This is a genomic window from Streptomyces sp. WM6372, assembly GCF_001279655.1.
In the GTDB taxonomy this organism is placed as follows: Bacteria; Actinomycetota; Actinomycetes; order Streptomycetales; family Streptomycetaceae; genus Streptomyces.
Genome location: NZ_LGDB01000251.1, coordinates 1 through 23266, shown reverse-complemented (window position 1 = coordinate 23266; position 23266 = coordinate 1). Strand labels below are relative to the sequence as shown.

23 protein-coding genes are annotated in these 23266 nt (G+C 71.0%); 11 read left to right on the top strand and 12 right to left on the bottom strand.

Features of this window, described 5'->3' with window-relative positions:
- Positions 1–169: 169 nt before the first annotated feature.
- Positions 170–478, bottom strand: a complete 309-nt coding sequence (locus tag ADK52_RS38365) for a hypothetical protein (protein WP_008742356.1) — start codon at positions 476–478, stop codon at positions 170–172.
- 583 nt (positions 479–1061) lie between these two features.
- Here ADK52_RS38365 and ADK52_RS38360 point away from each other — a divergent pair.
- Positions 1062–1598, top strand: coding sequence for a collagen-like protein (locus ADK52_RS38360; RefSeq protein WP_053694480.1), 537 nt, complete (start codon positions 1062–1064; stop codon positions 1596–1598).
- Positions 1599–1640: 42 nt separating this feature from the next.
- Here ADK52_RS38360 and ADK52_RS38355 read toward each other — a convergent pair whose 3' ends face one another.
- A complete protein-coding gene (locus ADK52_RS38355) occupies positions 1641–2516 on the bottom strand; it encodes a pentapeptide repeat-containing protein (protein WP_420715012.1) in 876 nt (291 codons plus the stop codon).
- A 31-nt stretch (positions 2517–2547) separates the two neighbouring features.
- Here ADK52_RS38355 and ADK52_RS38350 point away from each other — a divergent pair, with 31 nt between their 5' ends.
- The 5 genes from ADK52_RS38350 (at position 2548) to ADK52_RS38330 (ending at position 7855) form a co-directional block, all read left to right on the top strand.
- Positions 2548–3156: a LysE family translocator gene (locus ADK52_RS38350; protein WP_053694482.1), complete on the top strand. Its 609-nt coding sequence runs from the start codon at positions 2548–2550 to the stop codon at positions 3154–3156.
- Between the two features lie 125 nt (positions 3157–3281).
- Complete coding sequence (locus ADK52_RS38345; protein ID WP_053694478.1) at positions 3282–4076, top strand: thioesterase family protein; 795 nt, start codon at positions 3282–3284, stop codon at positions 4074–4076.
- Between the two features lie 117 nt (positions 4077–4193).
- Complete coding sequence (locus ADK52_RS38340) at positions 4194–5852, top strand: serine/threonine-protein kinase (protein ID WP_199828617.1); 1659 nt, start codon at positions 4194–4196, stop codon at positions 5850–5852.
- 76 nt (positions 5853–5928) lie between these two features.
- Complete coding sequence (locus ADK52_RS38335; protein WP_053694476.1) at positions 5929–6939, top strand: bifunctional lytic transglycosylase/C40 family peptidase; 1011 nt, start codon at positions 5929–5931, stop codon at positions 6937–6939.
- A 217-nt stretch (positions 6940–7156) separates the two neighbouring features.
- Positions 7157–7855, top strand: coding sequence for a phosphatase PAP2 family protein (locus tag ADK52_RS38330; protein ID WP_053694475.1), 699 nt, complete (start codon positions 7157–7159; stop codon positions 7853–7855).
- A 138-nt stretch (positions 7856–7993) separates the two neighbouring features.
- On the opposite strand, the gene ADK52_RS38325 is transcribed toward ADK52_RS38330, so the two are convergent.
- Positions 7994–8227 (bottom strand): hypothetical protein, encoded by a 234-nt coding sequence (locus tag ADK52_RS38325; RefSeq protein ID WP_053694474.1) that lies wholly within the window; start codon positions 8225–8227, stop codon positions 7994–7996.
- Between the two features lie 69 nt (positions 8228–8296).
- On the bottom strand, positions 8297–8479 hold the full coding sequence (locus tag ADK52_RS38320; RefSeq protein ID WP_053694473.1) for a hypothetical protein: 183 nt from the start codon (positions 8477–8479) through the stop codon (positions 8297–8299).
- A gap of 177 nt (positions 8480–8656) precedes the next feature.
- Here ADK52_RS38320 and ADK52_RS38315 point away from each other — a divergent pair, with 177 nt between their 5' ends.
- Positions 8657–9490: a hypothetical protein gene (locus tag ADK52_RS38315; RefSeq protein ID WP_053694472.1), complete on the top strand. Its 834-nt coding sequence runs from the start codon at positions 8657–8659 to the stop codon at positions 9488–9490.
- 141 nt (positions 9491–9631) lie between these two features.
- Entirely contained in the window at positions 9632–9784 is a 153-nt protein-coding gene (locus tag ADK52_RS43235) for a hypothetical protein (protein WP_165937309.1), read from the top strand.
- A 105-nt stretch (positions 9785–9889) separates the two neighbouring features.
- Here ADK52_RS43235 and ADK52_RS38310 read toward each other — a convergent pair whose 3' ends face one another.
- A complete protein-coding gene (locus tag ADK52_RS38310; protein ID WP_053694481.1) occupies positions 9890–10258 on the bottom strand; it encodes a metal-sensitive transcriptional regulator in 369 nt (122 codons plus the stop codon).
- Positions 10259–10462: 204 nt separating this feature from the next.
- Between ADK52_RS38310 and ADK52_RS38305 the strand changes: the two genes are divergently transcribed.
- Positions 10463–11083 carry a DUF47 domain-containing protein gene (locus ADK52_RS38305; protein WP_030157116.1) on the top strand — a complete coding sequence of 207 codons (621 nt, stop codon included), beginning with the start codon at positions 10463–10465 and terminating at the stop codon, positions 11081–11083.
- A gap of 5 nt (positions 11084–11088) precedes the next feature.
- Complete coding sequence (locus ADK52_RS38300; protein ID WP_053694471.1) at positions 11089–12087, top strand: inorganic phosphate transporter; 999 nt, start codon at positions 11089–11091, stop codon at positions 12085–12087.
- A gap of 125 nt (positions 12088–12212) precedes the next feature.
- Here the strand turns inward: ADK52_RS38300 and pstB are convergent, their stop codons facing one another.
- The 7 genes from pstB to mshD all read right to left on the bottom strand — a co-directional run bounded on the left by pstB (position 12213) and on the right by mshD (position 21153).
- Entirely contained in the window at positions 12213–12989 is a 777-nt protein-coding gene (pstB, locus tag ADK52_RS38295) for a phosphate ABC transporter ATP-binding protein PstB (protein ID WP_053694470.1), read from the bottom strand.
- A 30-nt stretch (positions 12990–13019) separates the two neighbouring features.
- The gene (gene pstA / locus ADK52_RS38290) at positions 13020–14102 is read right to left on the bottom strand and encodes a phosphate ABC transporter permease PstA (RefSeq protein ID WP_053694469.1); all 1083 of its coding nucleotides are present in this window, start codon (positions 14100–14102) and stop codon (positions 13020–13022) included.
- The gene (gene pstC / locus ADK52_RS38285) at positions 14102–15091 is read right to left on the bottom strand and encodes a phosphate ABC transporter permease subunit PstC (RefSeq protein ID WP_053694468.1); all 990 of its coding nucleotides are present in this window, start codon (positions 15089–15091) and stop codon (positions 14102–14104) included. The genes pstA and pstC overlap by 1 nt, the downstream gene beginning before the upstream one ends.
- A 128-nt stretch (positions 15092–15219) precedes the next feature.
- Positions 15220–16356 (bottom strand): phosphate ABC transporter substrate-binding protein PstS, encoded by a 1137-nt coding sequence (gene pstS / locus ADK52_RS38280; RefSeq protein ID WP_053694467.1) that lies wholly within the window; start codon positions 16354–16356, stop codon positions 15220–15222.
- A gap of 329 nt (positions 16357–16685) precedes the next feature.
- On the bottom strand, positions 16686–17669 hold the full coding sequence (locus tag ADK52_RS38275) for a CHAD domain-containing protein (RefSeq protein ID WP_053694466.1): 984 nt from the start codon (positions 17667–17669) through the stop codon (positions 16686–16688).
- The gene (locus tag ADK52_RS38270) at positions 17650–19932 is read right to left on the bottom strand and encodes an RNA degradosome polyphosphate kinase (protein ID WP_053694465.1); all 2283 of its coding nucleotides are present in this window, start codon (positions 19930–19932) and stop codon (positions 17650–17652) included. Before ADK52_RS38270 ends, ADK52_RS38275 begins: the two co-directional genes overlap by 20 nt.
- 288 nt (positions 19933–20220) lie before the next feature.
- Positions 20221–21153, bottom strand: a complete 933-nt coding sequence (mshD, locus tag ADK52_RS38265) for a mycothiol synthase (protein WP_053694464.1) — start codon at positions 21151–21153, stop codon at positions 20221–20223.
- A 175-nt stretch (positions 21154–21328) separates the two neighbouring features.
- Between mshD and ADK52_RS38260 the strand changes: the two genes are divergently transcribed.
- Entirely contained in the window at positions 21329–23143 is a 1815-nt protein-coding gene (locus ADK52_RS38260) for a bifunctional metallophosphatase/5'-nucleotidase (protein WP_053694463.1), read from the top strand.
- Positions 23144–23266 lie beyond the last annotated feature (123 nt).

Below are 23266 nucleotides of genomic sequence, written 5' to 3'. Positions count from 1 at the left end.
GGACTCCGGGAGGCGGGGGCGCGTCTGGCCGGTGCCGCCGACCTCGCCGTACCCGCTGCCGCCGGCGCCGCCGTACTGGTCGTCGTTGCTCATTCCGTGTCCGCCCCCTCCGCCTCGTACGACGGTAGCGCTGGTTGTCATCAGGTCCGGCAGCCGGTGGGCGGCCCGGCTAGACGGCCATTCCGTAGACGATGGTGAAGAGGGTGCCGAGGGAGCCGATGATGAACACGCCGGTGAGGCCGGCGACGATCAGGCCCTTGCCCTGCTCCGCGCTGAAGGTGTCGCGCAGTGCGGTCGCGCCGATGCGCTGCTTGGCCGCCCCCCAGATGGCGATGCCGAGGCAGAGGAGGATCGCGACGGCCATGACCACCTCGATCATGACCTTCGCTTCATTGCCGAGACTGCCGAACGGCCCCCAGTTCGGGGCGATTCCGCCGATGATGGTGGTGATGTCGCCCTTTTCGGCTGCCAGGATCATGTAACTCACCGCCCCTGTATGGGTAGTTCCGGTAGCCCGTGCCCGACGGCAGGGGTCACGCACTATCTTCGCTGATGAAACCGCCGCCGTACGTCGACTTGACGTCTCTCTTTACTCGATCTCCCGCCCTTTGACCCGCCCGCGCGCTCTGACCTGGGCACGGACGGCGGGTACGCGGGAGAACATATGGTCACTCTGTGTATCACGGGGGGTGAGCCCGGGCACATGATTGCCCTTTCGGCGTGCGGGGGGCTGCCCGGGTGGCCGCCGTTCGGCGCAGTGTGCGGGCGTGTCGTTGGGCCGAGTCGCTGACGTTCGTCCGACATTCCGTCAGTCGTTCCATCCCGACGGCGGGTTGCGGGGGATGCTCCAGGCCGTTCGATAGGACGACGCGAGGAGTGGACGGATGGGTTCCGCAGTATTGGCCGGTCGGCGGGCATGGTTCGCCGGTGGTTTCGCAGTTCCGCTGGCGATCGCGCTCGCGGGCGCCTCGGTTCCGGCGATGGCTGCCACTCAGGGGACTGGCGCGGCGATCGCGCCCGGTTGGAGCAGCAGCAGGTGTCCGGAGCCGGACGCGAGGACCTTGCCGGCCAAGGCCCCCGGCAAGGCCGCGAAGGCCGCCAAGGCCAGGAAGGCGGCCAAGCCTGCGAACCCGTGCGCCGGGCCGAAGGGCGACCGGGGTCCCCAGGGGCCCAAGGGCGACCGGGGGCCGCAGGGGCCGAAGGGCGACCGGGGGCCGCAGGGGCCGAAGGGTGACCACGGGCAGCAGGGACCCAAGGGCGAGCGCGGTCCGCACGGTCCGCACGGGCCGTGCGAGGACATCGATACGGCCCTGGGGGCGAGCGACACGGAGTTCAGCGCCGTGCTCCACCGGGGGAGGACGGCCCTGGGCGTACGGTCGACGGCGCCGCTCGGCTCGTACACCTGGAGGGACCTCACGACGCAGCTGAACCCGGGGCATCCGCGCAACGCGTGCGGGGTGTCGGTCGCCACCGTGGGCCTCACGGTGTACGTGAAGGTGCTGACGACCACGGGCGACGTCTTCGAGAACCAGTGCACGTACACGCCGGAGGCCGCGCTCACCTGCCCGTCGGGCTGGACGGCGATCATCAGGCCGTGAGCCGGTGCGGGTGCCGGTGCAGGCACCCGCTCCGGAGCCGGCTTACGCGGTCCAGTGGGCGGGGCGGGCCAAGGTCGACGGGATCTTGGTCGCCGCGTCGCCCCGGGCCGCGCTCAGCTGGGGCTGGGTCAGGAAGAGGGCGCCCCGCAGGTCCGCCCCGCGCAGGTCGGCGTCGCGGAAGTCGGCGCCGATGAGGTCCGCGAGGCGCAGGTCGGCGCCGCTGAGGTCGGCGGCGATCAGGTAGGCGCCGCGCAGGTTGGCGCCGCGCAGGTCCGCGCCCGCGAGGCGGGCGCCCATCAGGTCGGCGCCGCGGTGGTTCTTCTTGCGGGCCGGGGCCTTCGCGCGGGCCAGTTCGCTGGCGCGCAGGAGGAGCGTGTTGATGCGCTGCCTGAGGGCGCCCACGTCCAGGGTGGTGAGGGCGTCCGCGTCGGCGGCGGTCCACTGCGCGGTCTCGGCCTGCGCGCGGCGCAGGTCCGCGTGGACCGGGGCGGCCGCCGGGAGGGTGAGTGCCTCGGTGACGTAGAAGAGCAGCTCGTGCAGTTGCCGCAGCACCGGGAAGACCTCGTACATCGCCTTGGCCGTGCCGGGGTGCGTGCGCCAGTCCCGGCCGCCGAAGGTCACCTGGGAGACCTGCTGGCCCGCGCCGAAGCAGTCGAAGACGGTGCAGCCCTGGAAGCCCTTGTCGCGCAGCCGGGTGTGGATGCCGCAGCGGAAGTCCTCCCGGAGGTTCTTGCAGGGGGTTCCGGCGGCCTTGTTCACGGCGAAGTCGCTGGACTTGGCGAAGGGCAGGGCGACGCAGCAGAGAGCGAAGCACTTCGAGCAGTCTGCTTGCAGCACGGGCAGGTCGGGTATGGCGGGTTCGGCGGACACCCCTCCATTGTGACCGGTCGCGGGCGCGCGGCCAGGTGAGGGGTTGATCGGGGGCGCCGGGGCGGTGAGCATCCCGTACATGACAGAAGTGATCGCAGTTGCCGTCATCACCCTCCTCGCCGTGATCAGTCCCGGCGCCGATTTCGCCATGGTCGTACGGAACAGCTATCTGTACGGGCGGCCCACCGGGCTGTTCGCGGCGGCCGGGGTCGCGGCCGGGGTGCTGGTGCACGTCTCGTACACGATGCTCGGGGTCGGTCTGCTCATCGCCTCCTCCACGGCCCTGTTCACGGCGATCAAGCTGGCGGGCGCCGCGTACCTGGTGTGGATCGGGATACGGACCTTCCGGGCGCGGGCCGAGGTGAGCGTCGACCTGGAGTCCAGGCCGGAGCTGACGCGGCTGGGCGCGCTGCGGTCCGGGTTCCTGACCAACGTGCTCAATCCGAAGACCACGCTGTTCGTCGTGTCGACGTTCACGCAGGTCGTCGATCCGCAGACCCCGCTGTGGCAGCAGGCCGGGTACGGGCTGTTCATGTCGGCGGCGCACCTGGGCTGGTTCGGCGCGGTGGCGCTGTTCTTCTCGAACTCGCGGCTGCGCGACCGGATGCTGAAGGCGCAGAAGGCTTTGAACCGGGCGATCGGGTCGGTGCTGGTGGGGCTGGGCGTCGGGCTGGGCTTCGCCCGCTGACCCTGCTGACCCGCTGACCCCGCTGACCCCGCTGACCCCGCTGACCCCGCTGACCCGGCGAGGTTCGGACCGCCGGGTTCCCGGAGGCCTGGCGGGACGGGTTACCTGTCGGTAGCGTTCCGGCCATGGCGATCTCCGAGGCGTTCTACGAGCGGGTCGATGCCGGCCGGTTCCTGGCCACCGAGTACACGCGCGGGCCGTGGGACCCGGGCTCGCAGCACGCCGGGCCGCCGGCCGCGCTGCTCGGGCGGGCCGTGGAGGAGCGGGAGGGCGCCCGCGCGGACATGCGGATCGCGAGGATCACGTACGAGATCCTGCGGCCGGTGCCGATCGGCCCGCTGGAGGTCACCACCTCCGTGCTCCGGGCCGGGCGCAGCACCGAGGTGGTCGAGGCCTCCCTCGCCCCGGCCGGGGCCGCGCCGGTGATGCTCGCGCGGGCGCTGCGGATCCGGGTGGCCGGGGAGGCCGTGCCGGGCGTGGCGCCGGGGCCGCAGCTGCCGCCGCCCGGGGAGGTGGGGCCGACTCCGTTCTTCCCGGTGCCGTGGGAGACCGGCTACCACTCGGCGATGGAGACCCGGTTCACCGAGGGCGCGTTCGTCGAGCTGGGGCCGGGCACCTGCTGGATGCGGATGAAGGTGCCGCTCGTCGCCGGGGAGGAGCCCAGGCCCCTGGACCGGGTGCTGGTCGCCGCCGACTCGGGCAACGGGATCAGCTCGGTCTTGGACTTCGGCCGGTACGTGTTCGTCAACAGCGACCTGACCGTGCACCTGCACCGCCACCCGGTGGGCGAATGGGCCTGCGTGGAGGCCCGTACGAGCGTGGACGCGGGCGGGATCGGTCTCGCCGACTCCCGGCTGCACGACGAGAAGGGGCCCATCGGGCGCAGCGCGCAGAGCCTGTTCGTCGCACCGCGTTCCTGACCCCGCGTTCCTGATCCCGCGTTCCTGACACCGAGTTCCTGACACCGAGTTCCTGATTCCGGGAGAAGGTTCAACCCGCTGGCCGGGGGCGGGAGTCGGTGTGGCAGGCTCGTGCCGGTGGAGGCCCTGAGAGACGTCGACCCCGCCCGCATCGGGGCGCACGCGCTGCTGGCCCGGCTCGGTGCCGGTGGGATGGGCCAGGTGTACCTCGGGCGCTCGCCCGGCGGCCGCCTGGTGGCGGTGAAGGTGATCCGGGACGAGATCACCGGGCACCCGGAGGCCCTCGCCCGCTTCCGGCGCGAGGCCGAGACCGTACGGGCGGTGCGGTCGGCGTACACGGCGAACCTGATCGACGCCTCGCTGGCGGCGCCGCCGTTCTGGCTGGCGACGGAGTACGTGGCGGGGCCGACGCTCGGTCATGCCGTGGCGGAGCGCGGCGGTTTGCCCGCGGAGACCTGCCGGCGGCTGTTCGCGGCCCTCGCGGAGGGGCTGGCGAGCGTCCACGCGTACGGGGTGACCCACCGGGACCTCAAGCCGCAGAACGTCATCCTGGGCGCGCAGGGCCCGCAGCTCATCGACTTCGGCATCGCGCGCGGCGTGGGCGAGACGGCCCTCACCCAGGACGGCCAGGCGCCCGGGACCCCGGGGTACACGGCGCCCGAGGTGCTGCTCGGCGCCGGGGCGGGGGCCGCCGCGGACGTCTTCGCGCTGGGCGCGACGCTCGCGTACGCGGCGACGGGGCGGCCGCCGTTCGGTACGGGCGTGGCGGCGACGGTGGGCTACCGGGCGGTGCACGAGCCGATCGACGTGGCCGGGGTGGAGCCGGGGCTGGCGGCGCTGATCGAGGCGTGCGTGGCGAAGGACCCGGCGGCCCGGCCCGGGCCGGCGGAGGTGATCGCCCGGTGCGGGGTACGGGACGCGCTGATCGACGACCCGGTGTACCTGGGGCTGGGGGCGCTGGGCGAGGCCGTGCCGGTGCACGAGATGCGGACGCAGGGCCCGGGCCTCCCGCCGGCCTACACCCCGACCCAGCACGCGGCCGCGGCACCGGCGCGGCGCGCAGGGCGGCGTACGGCGTGGACCGCTTCGGCGGTGGCCCTGGCCGTGGCTCTGTCCCTGGCCGCGTGGAAGCTGCTTCCGATCGTCGGGAACGGTGCGCAGAGCCAGACCCAGGGCCAGGGGCAGGGCCAGGACCGGGGCAAGGACGCCGCTGCGGCGCCCTCGGCCTCGCAGGGCTCCGTCGCCAAGCCGCCCGCCGCGTACATCGAGGGCAATCAGATCTCGCACTACTTCTGGCTGCCCTCCACCGATCCGGAACGCGCCGCACACGGCACCGGCGCGTGCAACATCGGGGCGGAGCAGAAGCCGCCCGGCGCGGACCTGCTGGCCGGCGCCGAGGTCTCGGGGAAGTCCGTGACCATCAGCATGCGCGTGAAGTACGCGGAGACCAGCCAGACCAAACCCGATCCGTACTACGTGTCGGTGGCGGTCAGGTCCCCGCACGACCTCGATCCGGAGACCGGAAAGCCCTTCCCCATGGACAACCGGGCCGTGGGCTTCACCAGCAAGCCCATCGACATCTACGGCAAATGGAACACGGGTGAGTCCCTGACGCTCAGGTACCCGGACGATTTCGCGGAGCACGTGAACGGCAAGGCGCGCCCCGGCGTGCCCCTGGCGAACGACCCGGGGGACTGGACGGTGGTCTTCTACCACGTCGAGGATGACCCTGCGAAGTACGCGAGCTTCTACTGCACGGGCTTCCAAGTGGCGTAGTGGATCGGGCGACACGGGCGAATCGCACGTGAAAGCGATGGGGATGGGGGAGTGTTGACGGGTGCGCAGATTCTGGGTGGCAGGCGGGATCGGGATCGGGCTCTGTCTGAGCTTCCTCGTGCTGATCGTGGTGGGGACGTACTCGGCCGCGGCCGGCCTCGCCGGAGCCGGGGCGGCCGGGGGCCGGGCGCTCGGGCTGGCCAAGGGGGCCGTGCCAGCGAAGTACCAGAACCTGGTGCAGAAGTGGGGAACGCTGTGCCCGGCCATGACCCCGGCGCTGCTGGCCGCCCAGCTGTACTCGGAGAGCGGCTGGAATCCGAACGCCGTCAGTCCTGCCGACGCCCGCGGTATCGCCCAGTTCATCCCGGGCACCTGGGCCGGGCACGGCATCGACGGGGACGGTGACGGCGACCGCGACATCTGGGACCCCAACGACGCGATCCCCTCGGCCGCTTCGTACGACTGCGAGCTGGCCAAGGACGTGGCGGGCGTGCCGGGGGACGCGACGAGCAACATGCTCGCGGCCTACAACGCGGGGGCGTACGCGGTCATCAAATATGGCGGCGTACCGCCGTACAACGAGACCCAGGGGTACGTGAAGGCCATCACGACCCTCGCGAAGAGCTTCGAGCGGCCCATCGGGCGGGTCGCGCCCTCGCAGCAGGCGGCCGGGGCCATCTACTTCGCGCAGAAGCAGTTGGGGACCCCGTACCTGTGGGGCGGGAACGGGACGCCGGATCAGGACGGGCGGTTCGACTGCTCGGGGCTGACCAAGGCCGCGTACGAGTCGGTGGGGATCGAGCTGCCGCGCGTCGCCAACGACCAGTACAACGCCGGGCCGCACCCGTCGCGCGGTGAACTGCTCCCCGGCGACCTGGTGTTCTTCTCCGATGATCTGACGAACTCCCGGGCCATCCACCACGTCGGCCTCTACGTGGGCGGCGGATACATGATCAACGCCCCGTACACCGGCGCCGTGATCCGGTTCGACAAGATCGACACCCCGGACTACTTCGGGGCGACGCGTGTCACCAAGGACGGGGCCGCGGCCCTTCCCGACCGGAGCGTCGACGCCAAGTCTTCCTAGTCACGGCGCCCTTGTGCACGCTGCGTTAACCCGAGGCCCTGAGCTGCGACGACGAGTCTCTCTTCGATAACGTTGCCGTGATCATTCGGTGGAGAGTGGAACGCGATGTTCAGAACGGGCGTTCCATGGACGCAGGCTTGATCAACGGGGGGGTTCAGGGGCGCACACCGGCGTGCGCCCGAGGGGAACCGAGCAAGGGCTAAGGGGCCGCATCGCCATGGCTGGACTCACAACCGGTGGGCCGAACGTGGACGTAAGCCTGCTGTACGACATCAACGGACTGGCGCGGCACGCCCCGGCCGCGGTCGACCGCGCCGTCGGCCTCGTCGGCTCGTACGGGATCCCGCTGGCCCTGGTGCTCCTCTTCCTGTGGTGCTGGCACGGTACGCGCCGACAGGACGAGGCCACGGCCGCCGAGTCGTTCGCCGCCCTCGTGTGGGCTCCGCTCGCCGCCGCGCTCGTCCTCCTCGTGAACGTCCCGCTGCGCGCGTTCGTCGCCCGGCCGCGGCCGTCCGTCGCGCACAGCGGCCTGGACGTGCTCGCCCCGTACTCCGGCCCCGGCGACTTCTCCTTCGTCAGCGGCCACGCCGGTCTCGCGATGGCCCTGGGCGTCGGCCTGTTCATCGCCAACCGGAAGCTCGGGCTCATCGGGATCGGGCTGGCCCTCGCCGAGGGCCTCTGCCGGGTCTACCTCGGCGTCCACTACCCCACCGACGTCATCGGCGGCTTCGCGCTCGGCACCGCCGTCGTCCTGCTGCTCGCCCCGCTCGCGATGGCGCTGCTGACCCCGGTGGTGCGGGCGGTGGCCCGCTCGCCGCGCGCCGGGCGGCTGGTCCGTGCCAAGCGCCACGCCCGGCCCCGCCCGGTGGACCTCGCGCAGCCGCAGGCCCCGCACGAGAGCGACCTCGCCGCGTAGAGGTAGAGGGAGCGGCGGGAGCGGGTCCGGCTCACGGCCGCCCGTACGCGTCCCATACGAAGACCAGGACCGCCGCCAGCAGACACAGGCCCGCTCCGCCGAAGAACAGGCGGACCGCCGTCGGCCGGGGGCGCGGGCTCACGGGTCGCCGCTCTCCGCGCCGTGGCCCTCCGAGTCCTCCTCGCGGCGGTACCGGGAGCGCAGCCACAAGCCGGTGGCCACGGCCGCCGCGGTGGTCGCCCCGATGGCCAGGGCCACGTCGGCCGGGCCGTCCGCCGAACCCGTCGGGCGGGCCGAGGCCGCGGCGGCGGGCGTGAGCGCGATGAGCAGGGCCCAGACGAGGGCGGCGACGCGGGGCGCGGGTCCTGGCATGCATCCAGGGCATCCGCTCCCGGGTGCCCCGGCCAGCCGGGCCGTCCGAACGGGCGACCCGGAAGCCCTCTAGAGCGAGGGGTGCCGGTCCGCGTCCTTGCGGGCCAGGTCTCTCGAACGGCGGGCCGGGCCCTTCCAGCCGCAGGTGCACAGGGCCAGGCAGAAGGCACCGCGTTCGGTGGTGCTCGTGATGTGCCCGGTGGGTCCGGTGGGTCCGGTGGGTGGCCGCTCGGTGGGACGGGAGTGCGGCACGACGTCGAGCGGAGGGACAAGCGACGCTTTGCTGTGCGAATCCACATCACCACGGTACCCGGACCGCGCAGAGCCCCGGGACCGCGGCGGCCCGTGACGGGAAACCCCGGACCTCGTTAACCGGAGCGGGTGGGGGCCTCGGGCAAGCAGCGGTCATGCGTTGGGGGTTGGCAGGCGATGGTGGTGCACCAGCACAGGCGGCGGCGCGGGCGTGCGGGTGGGGCGGTGCTCGCCCTCGGCGTGGCCGCGACCGTGGCCGTGATGAGCGGGTGCGCGGGCGCGGTCAAGGACGACGGCCGGCCCCCCGCCGACCCGGCCGCGACCGTACGGGGAGCCGCCGACCGGCTGGCGAAGACCGGCAGCGCGCAGGCCCGTACGGCCATGGAGATGGCCACGGGCGGGACCCGGGTCACGATCCGCGGCGAGGGCGGGGTCGACTTCAAGAACCGGATGGGCCAGCTCCTGGTGATGCTCCCGGCGGACGCGGCCGGCAAGGACGAGCACCGGCCCATCACCGAGCTGCTCGTCCCCGGCGCCCTCTACATGAAGAACCGGGGTGCGGGCGTGCCCGACGACAAGTGGGTCCGGGTCGATACGACGGCCCTCGCCGACGGGAACCTCGTCACGGGCGGGGCCACCGACCCGCTGGCCGCCGCCGAGCTGCTGCGCGGAGTACAGGAGGCGACGTACGTGGGCGAGACAGAGGTGGCGGGCACCAAGGTGCGGCACTACCGCGGGACGACCGACATCGGCCAGGCCGCGAAGAACGCCTCACCGGCGGTCAAGGGAGCACTGGAGGCGGCGGCGAAAGGGTTCAGCAAGGACGTCGTCCCGTTCGACGTGTACCTCGACGAGGAGGGCCGGCTGCGGAAGGTCCGGCACCGCTTCAGCTACGTCAACAATGGCGTGATCGATGTCTCCTCGACCACGCTGCTCTACGGGTTCGGGACGCCGGTGAAGGTCGTATTGCCCGCAAGCGGGGACATTTACGCCGGGAAGATCGCCGAATAGCCGGCCGGACGGTGCCGGGGCGGCGCGATCGGGCCATGGCCCGGTATCCGGAAATGGTCCATCCGTGTCATGCGCACACCGCCCCGCCCTCCCTACGCTGAGACGGCCCCTGACCGATGACGGCAGATCGAGGTGACACGCGTGACTCCCGCAGGCGGTACGACGGTGCAGGACCACGTGGCGCTCGCCGAGATCGAGCTGTGCGGCGAGCTGATCATCGCGGCCTCCGCGGCGGACGAGGAGCGGCTCAGCCAGGACCGGATCGACGAGGTCCTGATGGGTCTCGGGCTCTAGCCGCTGCCCTGCCGGCCAGTGCTTCCGTACCGGCGAGTGCTTCCCTATCGGCCAGCGCTTCCGTACCGGCCAGCGCTTCCGTACCGGCCGCCGCCGTCGTACCGGTCAGGTGCGCAGCAGGCGGGCGATCGCCTTCGTGGCTTCCTCGACCTTGGCGTCGATCTCGGCGCCGCCCTTGACGGCCGCGTCGGCGACGCAGTGCCGCAGGTGCTCTTCGAGCAGCTGGAGCGCGAAGGACTGGAGGGCCTTCGTACTCGCCGAGACCTGGGTGAGTATGTCGATGCAGTAGACGTCCTCGTCGACGAGCCGCTGCAGACCGCGGATCTGGCCCTCGATCCGGCGCAGTCGCTTGAGGTGCTCGTCCTTCTGGTGGTGGTAGCCGTGCACCACGCCGGTTCCGGTGCCGGTGGCGGTCGCCGTTCCCGTACCGGTGGTGACGTCGGCTCCGGAGCCCTCCGCCTCGATGGCAGTCATGCGTCCTCCCGTGGTCCGGATCGAGGGGTACATACCCCTCATGGGTATAGGTTACCGGGCCCCGGACGGAGCGGCAGGGGCCCGTGGTCCTCACTCTGCCCGATGGAGGACACTGGGTAATCGCCCGGAACCGCCGGTTAGCCCTGGCCGGGGGTTGCGCCTAGCATCAGCCTGACCGAATCCAATGCACCCCGAGGACCTCACGTGCGATTTCGTCTGACCCCCAGGGAGACGAGCTTCTACGACATGTTCGCCGCATCCGCGGACAACATCGTCACGGGCTCCAAGCTCCTGATGGAACTGCTCGGAGCGGACTCCTCCGCCCGGGCCGAGATCGCGGAGCGGATGCGGGCAGCCGAGCACGCGGGGGACGACGCCACCCACGCGATCTTCCACCAGCTGAACTCCTCCTTCATCACGCCGTTCGACCGCGAGGACATCTACAACCTGGCCTCGTCGCTCGACGACATCATGGACTTCATGGAGGAGGCCGTCGACCTGGTCGTCCTGTACCAGGTGGAGGAGCTCCCCAAGGGTGTCGAGCAGCAGATCGAGGTGCTGGCGCGGGCGGCCGAGCTGACCGCCGAGGCCATGCCGCACCTGCGGACGATGGACAACCTGACCGAGTACTGGATCGAGGTCAACCGCCTTGAGAACCAGGCCGACCAGATCCACCGCAAGCTGCTGGCCCAGCTCTTCAACGGCAAGTACGACGCCATCGAGGTGCTGAAGCTCAAGCAGATCGTCGACGTGCTCGAAGAGGCGGCCGACGCGTTCGAGCACGTCGCGAACACGGTGGAGACCATCGCGGTCAAGGAGTCCTGAACCTCGTGGACACCTTCGCTCTGATCGTGACCATCGGTGTCGCGCTCGGTTTCACGTACACCAACGGTTTCCACGACTCGGCGAACGCGATCGCGACCTCGGTCTCGACCCGCGCGCTGACCCCGCGCGCCGCCCTCGCGATGGCCGCGGTGATGAACCTCGCCGGTGCCTTCCTGGGCAGCGGCGTCGCCAAGACGGTCAGCGAGGGTCTGATCGAGACGCCCCAGGGCAACCGGGGCATGTGGATCCTCTTCGCGGCGCTGGTCGGCGCGATCGTCTGGAACCTGATCACCTGGTACTTCGGGCTCCCCTCGTCCTCCTCGCACGCGCTGTTCGGCGGCATGGTCGGCGCGGCGCTGGCCGGCGGCACCGAGGTCATCTGGTCGGGCGTGGTCGACAAGGTCGTCATCCCGATGTTCGTCTCGCCGGTCGTCGGCCTGCTCGTCGGCTACCTGGTGATGGTCGTCATCCTGTGGATGTTCCGCAGGTCCAACCCGCACAAGGCCAAGCGCGGCTTCCGCATCGCGCAGACGGTGTCGGCGGCCGGCATGGCGCTGGGCCACGGCCTCCAGGACGCGCAGAAGACGATGGGCATCGTGATGATGGCCCTGACCATCGCGGAGCTGCAGACCGAAGGCGCCGAGATCCCGGTCTGGGTCAAGATCGTGTGTGCCGTGATGCTCTCGCTCGGCACGTACGCGGGTGGCTGGCGCATCATGCGGACCCTCGGCCGCAAGATCATCGAGCTGGACCCGCCGCAGGGCTTCGCCGCCGAGACCACCGGTGCCTCGATCATGTTCGGCTCGGCGTTCCTCTTCCACGCGCCGATCTCCACCACCCACGTGATCACCTCGGCGATCATGGGCGTGGGCGCGACCAAGCGGGTGAACGCGGTCCGCTGGGGCGTCGCCAAGAACATCGTGATGGGCTGGTTCATCACCATGCCGGCCGCGGCCCTGGTCGCCGCGATCAGCTTCTGGATCGTGGACCTGGCCTTCGTCTAGGGCGGCGATCGGAAACGAAAGCGGGCCGGCTCCCCCCACCCAGGGGGAGCCGGCCCTTTTCTTTCGCCTTGCGGTGGCACCGCCATGCAGCACCGCAGGACGCTGTTCACATCCGGGGCTCCGGTTTAGCCGAAGCGGCCCGAGATGTAGTCCTCGGTCGCCTGCACGGACGGGTTCGAGAAGATCCGGTCCGTGTCGTCGATCTCGATGAGCTTGCCGGGCTGGCCGACCGCCGAGAGGTTGAAGAACGCGGTGCGGTCGGAGACGCGGGCGGCCTGCTGCATGTTGTGCGTCACGATGACGATCGTGAAGCGCTCCTTGAGCTCGCCGATCAGGTCCTCGATCGCGAGGGTGGAGATCGGGTCCAGGGCCGAGCAGGGCTCGTCCATCAGCAGGACCTCCGGCTCGACCGCGATGGCGCGGGCGATGCACAGACGCTGCTGCTGACCGCCGGAGAGGCCGGAGCCCGGCTTGTTCAGGCGGTCCTTGACCTCGTTCCAGAGGTTCGCGCCCTTCAGGGACCGCTCCACGATGTCCGTGAGCTCGGACTTCTTGAAGCTGCCGTTCAGGCGCAGGCCCGCCGCCACGTTGTCGAAGATCGACATGGTGGGGAAGGGGTTCGGACGCTGGAAGACCATGCCGACCGTGCGGCGGACCGCGACCGGGTCCACGCCGGAGCCGTACAGGTTCTCGTCGTCCAGGAGCACCTTGCCCTCGACGCGGCCGCCGGGGGTGACCTCGTGCATGCGGTTCAGGGTGCGCAGGAACGTGGACTTGCCGCAGCCGGACGGGCCGATGAAGGCGGTCACGGAGCGCGGCTCCACGGTCATCGAGATGTCATCGATGGCCTTGTGGCTGCCGTAGAAGGCGGACAGTCCGCTGACGTCGATTCGCTTCGCCATGAGGGGTCACTTCGCTTTCAGGGGGTCGCGTCAGCGACCGGTCTTCGGGGCCTTCCAGCGGGCGATGCCGCGGGCCACCAGATTGAGGATCATGACGAAGGCGATCAGGACGAGCGCTGCGGCCCATGCCCGGTCGTAGGAGGCGTCACTGCCGACCTTGTACTGCTCCCAGATGTACAGCGGGAGCGAGGACTGAGCACCTTCGAAGGGGTTCGGGTTGATCAGCTGGGTACCGAAGACCAGCAGCATGATCGGCGCGGTCTCACCGGCGATGCGGGCGACGGCCAGCATGACGCCGGTCGCGATGCCGCCGATGGCGGTGGGGAGCACGACCTTGAGGATCACGCGCCACTTCGGCACGCCGAGGGCGAGGGCGGCCTCGCGCAGCTCGTTCGGGACGAGCTTCAGCATCTCCTCGGTGGAGCGGACCACGACGGGCATCATCAGGATCGACAGCGCCATCGCGCCGGCGAAGCCGGAGGGGCCGAAGCCGAGCGCCAGGTTCCAGGTCGTGAGGATGAACAGACCCGCGACGATGGAGGGGATGCCGGTCATGACGTCGACGAAGAAGGTCACGGCCTTGGCGAGCGAGCCCTTGCCGTACTCGACCAGGTAGACGGCGGTCAGCAGGCCGATCGGCGCCGCGATCAGGGCCGCCAGGGCCACCTGCTCGATGGTGCCGAGCAGCGCGTGGTAGACGCCGCCGCCCTGCTCGAAGCTGGTGACGCCGTTCATCGAGTGGCTGAGGAAGTCGCCGTCGAGGGCCTCCATGCCGCGGCTGACGGTGGTCCAGATCAGCGAGAGCAGCGGGATGACCGCGAGGATGAAGCTGACCCACACGATGGAGGTCGCGATGCGGTCCTTGGCCTGGCGGCGGTTCTCGATCACCGCGCTGGCGGTGTACGTGATCACGAGGAACAGGATCGCGCCGATCAGGCCCCACTGGATCTTGCTGTGCAGGTCGGCGAGGACGCCGATGCCGCAGCCGAGGGCGATCGAGAGGGCCGCGATGCCGGCCGGGGCCCAGCGGGGGAGGCCGCCTCGGGTCAGGCTGGCGGGAGCGGCGGACTTCGGGGCCCGGGCGGGCCGCTGGTCCTGGAGTGCGTGGCTCATCAGGCGTTCGCCCCCGAGAAGTCCTTGCGGCGAGCGATGATCAGGCGAGCTGCACCGTTGACCAGCAGGGTGAGCAGGAAGAGGACCAGACCGGAGGCGATCAGCGCGTCGCGGCCGAACTCGTTGGCCTCGTCGAACTTCGCGGCGATGTTCTGCGCGAACGTGCCGCCGCCCGGGTCCAGGATGTGCCCGTTGATCAGGAAGCTCGGGGAGAGGACGGTCGCGACGGCCATGGTCTCGCCCAGCGCGCGGCCGAGGCCGAGCATCGAGGCGGAGATGACGCCGGAGCGGCCGAAGGGCAGCACCGACATGCGGATGACCTCCCAGCGGGTCGCGCCGAGGGCCAGGGCGGCCTCCTCGTTCATGCGCGGGACCTGGAGGAAGACCTCGCGGCTGACGCTGGTCACGATCGGCAGGATCATGATCGCGAGCAGGATGCCGACGGTGAAGAGCGAGCGGGCGACGCCGACCTGGGTCTTGTCGAAGACGTAGGTCCAGCCCATGTACTCGTCGAGCCACAGGTTGAGGCCCGCGAGCTGCGGGACGAGGAAGAGCGCGCCCCAGATGCCGTAGATGATCGACGGCACGGCGGCCAGCAGGTCGACCACGTACGCGAGGGGCGCGGCCAGCTTGCGCGGTGCGTAGTGCGAGATGAACAGGGCGATGCCGACAGCGATCGGAACCGCGATGGCCATCGCGATGATCGAGCTGACGACGGTGCCGAAGAGCAGGACGGCGATGCCGAAGACGGGCGGGTTGGCCGACGCGTTCCAGTCGAAGGTGGTGAGGAAGTTCCCCTCGTTCTTCGACAGTGCGATCGAGGCGCGGTAGCTGAGGAAGATGGCGATCGACGCCATGATCACCAGGAGCAGGATGCCGGAGCCCTTGGAGAGCCCGGCGAAGATCTTGTCACCGGCTCGGCCGGTGGACCTCGCGCTCTTGGAGACAGGCGGAGCCTGGTCTATCTGGGTGGGTGTGGTGGAAGCCATGATCTTTCCGGTCTGGGTGGGGGGAAGGCCCCCTGGCGGCGGTGCACCGGATCCCCTGGGTGGAGGGGAGGGTCCTCGGGTGCCGGGCAGTTCGGACGGGAACTGCCCGGCACCCGAGGTTTCAGCGATTAGGACAGCGAGTTGATGACTTCGCGGACCTTGGCGTTGATCTCGGCCGGGATCGGCGCGTAGCCGTTCTCGGAGAGGACCTTCTGGCCCGCGTCCGAGGCCGTGTAGTTCAGGAAGGACTTGACGGTCGGGAGCGTCTCGGCCTTGTTGCCCTTGTCGCAGACGACCTCGTACGTCACCAGGACGATCGGGTAGGCACCCTCGGCCTTGGTGGTGTAGTCGAGCTTCAGCGCCAGGTCGGAGCCGGTGCCGGCGATCTTGGCGGCGGCGATGGCCTTGGAGGCGGTCTCGGAGGAGGCCTTGACCGGAGCGGCGGCGCCCGTGTTCACGTCGACCGTCTTGATGCTCTGCGAGGAGGCGTAGGAGAGCTCGAAGTAGCCGATCGCGCCGTCAACGGCCTTCACCTGGGAGGCGACACCGGCGGAGCCGGTCGCGGCCTGGCCACCGGGGGCCGGCCACTTCTTGGCGGCCTCGTACGTCCAGGCCTCGGGAGCGGCGGCCTTGAGGTACTTGCCCAGGTTCTCGGTGGTGCCCGAGTCCTCGGAGCGGTGGAAGGCCTGGATGGCGGTGGAGGGAAGCGTGACGCCGGGGTTCAGCTTCTTGATCGCCTCGTCGTCCCACTTCTTGATCTTGTCGTTGAAGATGTTGGCGAGGGTGGGGGCGTCCAGCGTCAGCTTGTCCACGCCTGCGACGTTGAAGCCGATGGCGATCGGGCCGCCGACCATGGGCAGGTTGATGCCCTGGCCACCGGTGCAGACCTTCTTCGACTCCTCGACGGCGTCGGGCTTCAGCGCGGAGTCCGAGCCGGCGAAGCCGACGGTGCCCTGGTTGAAGGCGACGATGCCCTCACCGGAGGAGGAGGACTTGTAGTTGACCTCGACGCCGGAGCAGGCGGCCATGTAGTTCTTGACCCACAGGTCCACGGCGTTCTTCTGGGCCGAGGAGCCGGAGGCGAGGAGCTTGCCCTTGGCGGCGTCGCACTTGATGTCGCCCGCGGCGGCCGCGGAGGGCTTCGCCGATCCGTCGGCGGTCTTCGTGTTGTCGTCCGAGCCGCACGCCGTGAGGACCAGGGCGCCGGACACGACAAGCGCCCCGAGGGCGGAGGCACGAAGCATGTTCTTGCGCTGAAGCTTCACTTTCGGGTGTTCCTTCCAGAAGCCGCCGGCCGCTTTCTGGTTCGGGGCGGCGTGCGAAGAGGACTACGTCGGTTGCACGGCGTGTCACTCGATCTGGTGGGCGACGCGCTCCGTGCACCACTGAAATTAGGCAGATCAGGTGAAGCGGCCGACCGGGGCAAGTGAACGGACGGTGAACCATGGCGGACGGCCTGGTGTGGATGGTCGGGTTTGCTCCGGAGTGTCATCCGCCGTTGTCCCGTCGTTACCGTTATGTGACCCCTGTCGGGGTGGTTCCCCGGGTCCGGCACGGACCCGGGGGTGGCTGAATCCTTTCGGTCGCCGCCCGGTCAGGGGGCGGCGGCCGTCACGGGCTGCCACAGGCCGTGGAAGGTGAACCGGGCCGCCTCCACCTCGTGCCGCTGGTCGGCGTGGAGCACGCCCAGCGCGTACGCGGTCGCCGGGGCGATCCGGGGGGTGCGGGCAGCCGTCGCCGAGGCGGCCGCGGCCTCGGCGGCGTCGCGGTGGCGGTCCAGGGCCCGGCCGGCCTCCGCCAGCCGGGCCACGTCCTCGCCCAGGGCCTCCCGGGCGTAGCGGTGGACCCGCAGCAGCCGGCGCACCTCGTGCCAGGAGCCGTCGTGGTCGGCGTTGTACGGCTGGGACTCGGCGGCGTGCGGCAGCGCCGAGACGGCCGCCGCCAGCCGGGAGTGGGCCACCTCCGCCAGCGGGATCAGCACCTCGTCCACCCGCCCGCGGGCCGCGACCGGGTCCAGCGGCACCTCGGAGGCCAGTACGGCCACGGCGTCCGCGACCGCGTGGAACCGGGACGAACCCAGCGCTTGCAGGGTCGCCGAGTGGGCGCGGGTCCGGGCCAGCGTGAGCTGCCGCTCCAGCAGGGCCCCGGCGCGCGCCGAGCCCACCGTCAGCGCGCCCGCGGCGCCCCGGGGTGCCGGCACCTCCGGGGAGCCCGACAGCCGGTGCAGCGCGTCCAGCAGCCGGGTCAGCCGGGCGGCGTACGCGTGCTCGTCCGCCAGGGTCGAGGACAGCCACACCAGCTCGGTGCGCAGCCCGTCGGCCCAGGAGGACTCGGTCACCACCCGGAAGGTGGACAGGGACCCGCTGATCCGGCGCGCAGCCCCCCGCAGGCCGCGCGCCGCATCGCTGCCCTCCGCGGCGTCGGCCCCTCCCCCAGACTCCGTCCGGGGGGACCCCCACTCCTCGTGGAGGCGGAGCCCGCGCAGGAAGGCGGTGGCCTGGGCCCGCAGGTACGTGCCGAGCACGTCACCCGCGGAGCCCTCTCCACGCGTTGTCAGGTCATGGTTTGGCAGAGCCACGCCGGCGCCTCCGGGCGTCTATGAGCATCTCCTGAACGTGCCGCAGCGGCTGGCCTTCGTGGTCGGTGCTGTGCCGGGTCCATTCGCCGTCCGGGCCCAGGTGCCAGGAGGAGGTGGCGTCGGACATACCGGTCTCCAGCATCCGGTCCAGTGCCGCGCGGTGGGCCGGGTCGGCGACCCGGACCAGTGCCTCGATGCGGCGGTCGAGGTTGCGGTGCATCATGTCGGCGCTGCCGATCCACACCTCGGGCTCGCCGCCGTTGCCGAAGGCGAAGACCCGGGAGTGTTCCAGGAAGCGGCCGAGGATCGAGCGGACCCGGATGTTGTCCGAGAGCCCGGGGACCCCGGGGCGCACGGCGCAGATGCCGCGGACCCAGATGTCGACGGGCACTCCCGCCTGGGAGGCCCGGTAGAGCGAGTCGATGAGTGCCTCGTCGACGATCGAGTTCATCTTGAGGCGCACGTACGCGGGGCGGCCGGCCCGGTGGTGGGCGGCCTCCTTGTCGATCCGCGCTATCAGGCCGTCGCGCAGCGAGCGCGGGGCGACGATGAGGCGGCGGTAGGTCTCGCGGCGCGAGTAGCCGGACAGCCGGTTGAAGAGGTCGGAGAGGTCCGCGCCGACCTGCGGGTCGGCGGTGAGCAGGCCGAGGTCCTCGTACAGGCGGGCGGTCTTGGGGTGGTAGTTGCCGGTGCCGACGTGGGAGTAGCGGCGCAGCGTGTCGCCCTCCTGGCGGACCACGAGCGAGAGCTTGCAGTGGGTCTTCAGGCCCACCAGGCCGTACACGACGTGGCAGCCGGACTCCTCCAGCTTGCGGGCCCATTTGATGTTGGCCTGCTCGTCGAAGCGGGCCTTGATCTCGACGAGTACGAGGACCTGCTTGCCGGATTCGGCGGCGTCGATCAGGGCGTCCACGATCGGGGAGTCGCCGGAGGTCCGGTACAGCGTCTGCTTGATCGCGAGGACGTCCGGGTCGGCGGCGGCCTGCTCCAGGAAGGCCTGCACCGAGGTGGAGAAGGAGTCGTACGGGTGGTGCAGCAGCACGTCCCGCTCGCGCAGCGCCGCGAAGATGTCGGGCGCGGACGCGGACTCGACCTCGGCGAGGTCGCGGTGGGTGCCGGCGACGAACTTGGGGTACTTCAGCTCGGGCCGGTCCAGGGAGGCGATGCCGAAGAGGCCGGTCAGGTCCAGCGGGCCGGGCAGCGGGTAGACCTCGGCGGCGGAGACGTTCAGCTCCTGTACGAGGAGGTCCAGGACGGCGGGGTCGATGGACTCCTCGACCTCCAGGCGCACCGGCGGGCCGAAGCGGCGCCGCATGAGCTCCTTCTCCAGGGCCTGGAGCAGGTTCTCCGCGTCGTCCTCCTCGACCTCCAGGTCCTCGTTGCGGGTCACCCGGAACATGTGGTGGTCGAGGACCTCCATGCCGGGGAAGAGCTCCTCCAGGTGCGCGGCGATGACGTCCTCCAGCGGGACGTAGCGCTGCGGAGAGGCCTCCAGGAAGCGCGAGAGCAGCGGCGGGACCTTGACGCGCGCGAAGTGGCGGTGGCCGCTGACGGGGTTGCGGACGACGACCGCGAGGTTCAGCGAGAGCCCGGAGATGTACGGGAAGGGGTGCGCGGGGTCCACGGCCAGCGGGGTGAGCACCGGGAAGATCTGGTTGCGGAACAGCGTGAAGAGGCGGGCCTGCTCCTTCTCGGTGAGGTCCGGCCAGCGGATGAGGTGGATGCCCTCTTCGGCGAGCTGCGGGGAGATGTCCTGCTGGAAGCAGGCGGCGTGCCGGGCCATGAGCTCGCGCGAGCGGGTCCAGATCAGGTCCAGCACCTCGCGGGGCTGGAGGCCTGAGGCCGAACGGGTGGCGACGCCGGTCGCGATGCGCCGCTTGAGGCCGGCGACGCGGACCATGAAGAACTCGTCGAGGTTGCTCGCGAAGATCGCCAGGAAGTTGGCGCGCTCCAGGAGCGGGGTCGCCGGGTCCTCGGCCAGCTCCAGGACGCGCTCGTTGAAGGCCAGCCAGCTGCGCTCGCGGTCGAGGAAGCGCCCCGCGGGGAGCTCGTCGCCGTCCTTGTCGTCGTAGGCGTCCAGGTCGGCGTCGAGATCGGGCGCGAGGCCCGGCTCCAGGCCGGTGTGCGGGCGGTGCGCGGCTATGGAGCCGATCCGCGCGGGCTTGGCCGCCGGGCCGGGGGTGGCCGGGGAGGCGTCGGCAGAGGTACGAGACGGCTGCTGGGCGGGGACCTCGGTGGGGCCTGCGCTGGGCTGGGGGCTCATGACTCCATTGTTCCGCGCAGGGGGCAGGACAGGCGCGTCGGACGGTTTTGCCGTCAGTCGGAGTCGGGGCTGCATGCCGGGAGAGTCGCAAGCGCGCATGAAGGTCCGGTGAATGCCGCATGGCTTCCAGGCTCCGGGTGGTGCACGAGTACGTCTTTTACGTCGTTTCCGCGCCCGGAATGCTCCGGCGCGTCCCCGTGTCCCCGGTGTGCGCCCCGAGCGCGGGGCCTGTCCGTGGACAGGCCCTCGCTCTGCGTGCCCTCCGGCCGGTCCTCCGCCCGCCCTCCGTCAGCTCTCGGTGCGGTACATCAGGTCGACCTCGTGGGTGCTGAATCCGAGGCCCTCGTACACGGCCAGGGCCGCCGGATTGTCGGCGTCCACGTACAGCATCGCGGTGGGCAGGCCCGCCCCCGCGAGGTGGTGCAGGCCGATCGCGGTGAGGGCCTTGCCGAGGCCGCCGCCCTGGGCGCCGGGGCGGACGCCGAGCACGTAGACCTCCCCGAGGCGCTCCTCGGCGTGCACCTTCGTCCAGTGGAAGCCGATCAGCTCCCCGTCCCGCTCGGCGAGGAAGAAGCCCTTGGGGTCGAACCAGGGCTGCGCGATCCGGTCGTTCAGGTCCCGCTGGGTCAGCGCCCCCTGTTCGGGGTGGTGGGCGAAGGCGGCCGAGTTCACCGCGAGCCAGGCCGCGTCGTCCTGGCCGGGCACGAAGGTCCGTACGGTCACCCCGGCGGGCAGCACCACCTCGGGCAGCGGGGGCCCGTCCGGCCCCAGCGGGCGGCGCAGCTGGCGCAGCTCGCGGAACAGGGTCAGGCCGAGCACCTGCGCGAGGTGGCGCGCGGCCGACTTGCCGCCGTGCGCCCACACCCGGATCCGCTTGCCCGAGGCGGCCAGCAGGGCCGAGCCGAGCGCCCGTCCGTGCCCGCGCCCGCGCAGCGCGGGGTGGACGACGAGCTCGGCGGCGGGGGCCTCCACCGGATCGGTGTCCTCCAGTTGCCCGTATCCGGCCAGCCGGCCCTTCTCGGTGAGCAGGAAGTGCCGGATCCCCTCGCGGCGCCCGCCGCGCAGCTGGAGGCGGCCCTGCTCGGACACGGCGGTGGTGCCGTCCGTGCGCGCCGCGTCCTCGATGAGGGCGAGCACGGCCCCGGCCTGTTCCTCCGTCAGCTCGTCGAGGGTCTCAATCTGGCGTCCCGGCTCCAGGGCCGCTGCTGCGTCGTCAGTCATGCGCCGAGCCTACGACCGCGGAAGGCACCCGCGCTGGTGTGCGTGCAGCGGACCGGCGGTGAGCCGTCTTCTACGTGTAACCAGTCCGACACCCGTACCCCCTGTCGTGCTACGCGCGTTGACCATAGGCTGCCGCCGACCTCCCGAGTTTCACCGCTGTCCAAAAGGGGACTAAATGTCAGCGACGCCACAACGGCACCGCCGAACCCGCCGGTTGACCTTCGCCGCCATCGCCGTCACGGCCGGTGCCGGAGCGATGGTCGCGGCCGCACTGCCGGCCGGTGCCGCGAGTGGTGGCGGTGCCGGCAAGAGCCGCACCGTCGACGTGCAGATGCTGTCGTTCAACGACTTCCACGGCACGCTGGAGCCCCCGCAGGGCTCGTCCGGCACCGTGACCGAGCGTCAGGCGGACGGCACCACCAAGGCGATACCCGCCGGTGGTGTCGAGTACCTGGCGACCGGTCTGCGCGAGGCCCGCAAGGGCCACGAGTACTCCGTCACGGCCGCGGCCGGCGACATGATCGGCGGCAGCCCGATGCTGTCCGGTCTCTTCCACGACGAGCCCACCGTCGAGGCGCTGAACAAGCTGAAGCTGGACGTCAGCAGCGTCGGCAACCACGAGTTCGACGAGGGCAAGACCGAGCTGCGCCGCATGGCGTACGGCGGCTGCCACCCGGTCGACGGCTGCTTCGAGTCCGGCAAGGACTACACGGGCGCCGAGTACAAGTACCTCGCGGCGAACGTCACGGACGAGAAGACCAAGCGTCCGCTGCTGAACCCGACCTTCATCTGGAAGAAGGGGGACGTGAAGATCGGCTTCATCGGCGTCACCCTGGAGGGCACTCCGGACGTCGTGACCGCCGACGGGGTCAAGGGCCTGAAGTTCGGCGACGAGGTCGAGACGATCAACAAGTACGCCGCCGAGCTGGACAAGCAGGGCGTGAAGTCGATCGTCGCGCTGATCCACGAGGGCGGCCTGCCCGCCAGCGGCGCGTACAACTACGACTGCAACGTCCCGGGTGCCGGCGCCGGCGTCTCGGGCGCCATCGTGGACATCGCGAAGAACATCGACCCGAAGGTCGACGCGCTGGTCACCGGCCACACGCACCAGGCGTACGCCTGCAATATCCCGGACCCGGCGGGCAACCCGCGCATGGTGACCTCCGCCGCCTCCTACGGCCGCGCGTTCACGGACACCACGCTCACGTACGACCGCCAGACCAAGGACATCGTCCGCACCGCGGCCCTCGCGCCCCAGCCGGTCACCAAGGCCGTCACGCGGGACGTGCCCAAGGCCCCGGACATGACCGAGCTGATCACCCGCTGGAACGCGCTGGCCGCCCCGGTCGCGAGCCGTCCCATGGGCTACATCTCGGCGGACATCGCGGGCCGCGGCTCCGAGGCGCCCGAGAAGCCGCTCGGCGACATGATCGCCGACGCGCAGCTGGAGGCCACGGCCCCGGCCGCCAAGGGCGGCGCGCAGCTGGCCGTCATGAACCCGGGCGGCATCCGTGCCGACCTGGCCTACAAGGCCGCGGGCGCCGAGGGCGACGGCGTCGTGACGTACGGCGAGTCCTACACGGTCCAGCCGTTCAACAACCTGATGAACGTGGTGGACCTGACCGGCGCGCAGCTGATCACCGCGCTCCAGCAGCAGGTCAGCGGTCCGGTCAACGGCCCGAACCCGAAGATCCTTCAGGTCTCGAAGGGCTTCACATACACCCTGGACATGACGAAGACGGGCGCGGACCGCATCGTCGTGGACTCGGTGAAGCTGAACGGCGCGGCGATCGACCCCGCCAAGACCTACCGGGTCGCGATGAACGAGTTCCTCGCGGGCGGCGGTGACGGTTTCACCGTCCTGAAGGACCACAAGAACAAGCTGGTCGGCGTGCCCGACCTGGAGGCCTTCAACACCTACCTCGCGAAGTCGACGCAGGCGGCCCCGCTCGCCCCGCCGGCGGCGGACCGCATCACGGTCGTCAAGTAACACCTGCCGACACCTGCGCGCAGAACGCCCGAAGGGGCGGTGGGCCTTCCCGGCCCGCCGCCCCTTCGGGGACGCCCGCCAGTTCGGCCACATAAAAGTCGGCCCCGGCGGCCCCCGCCGCCC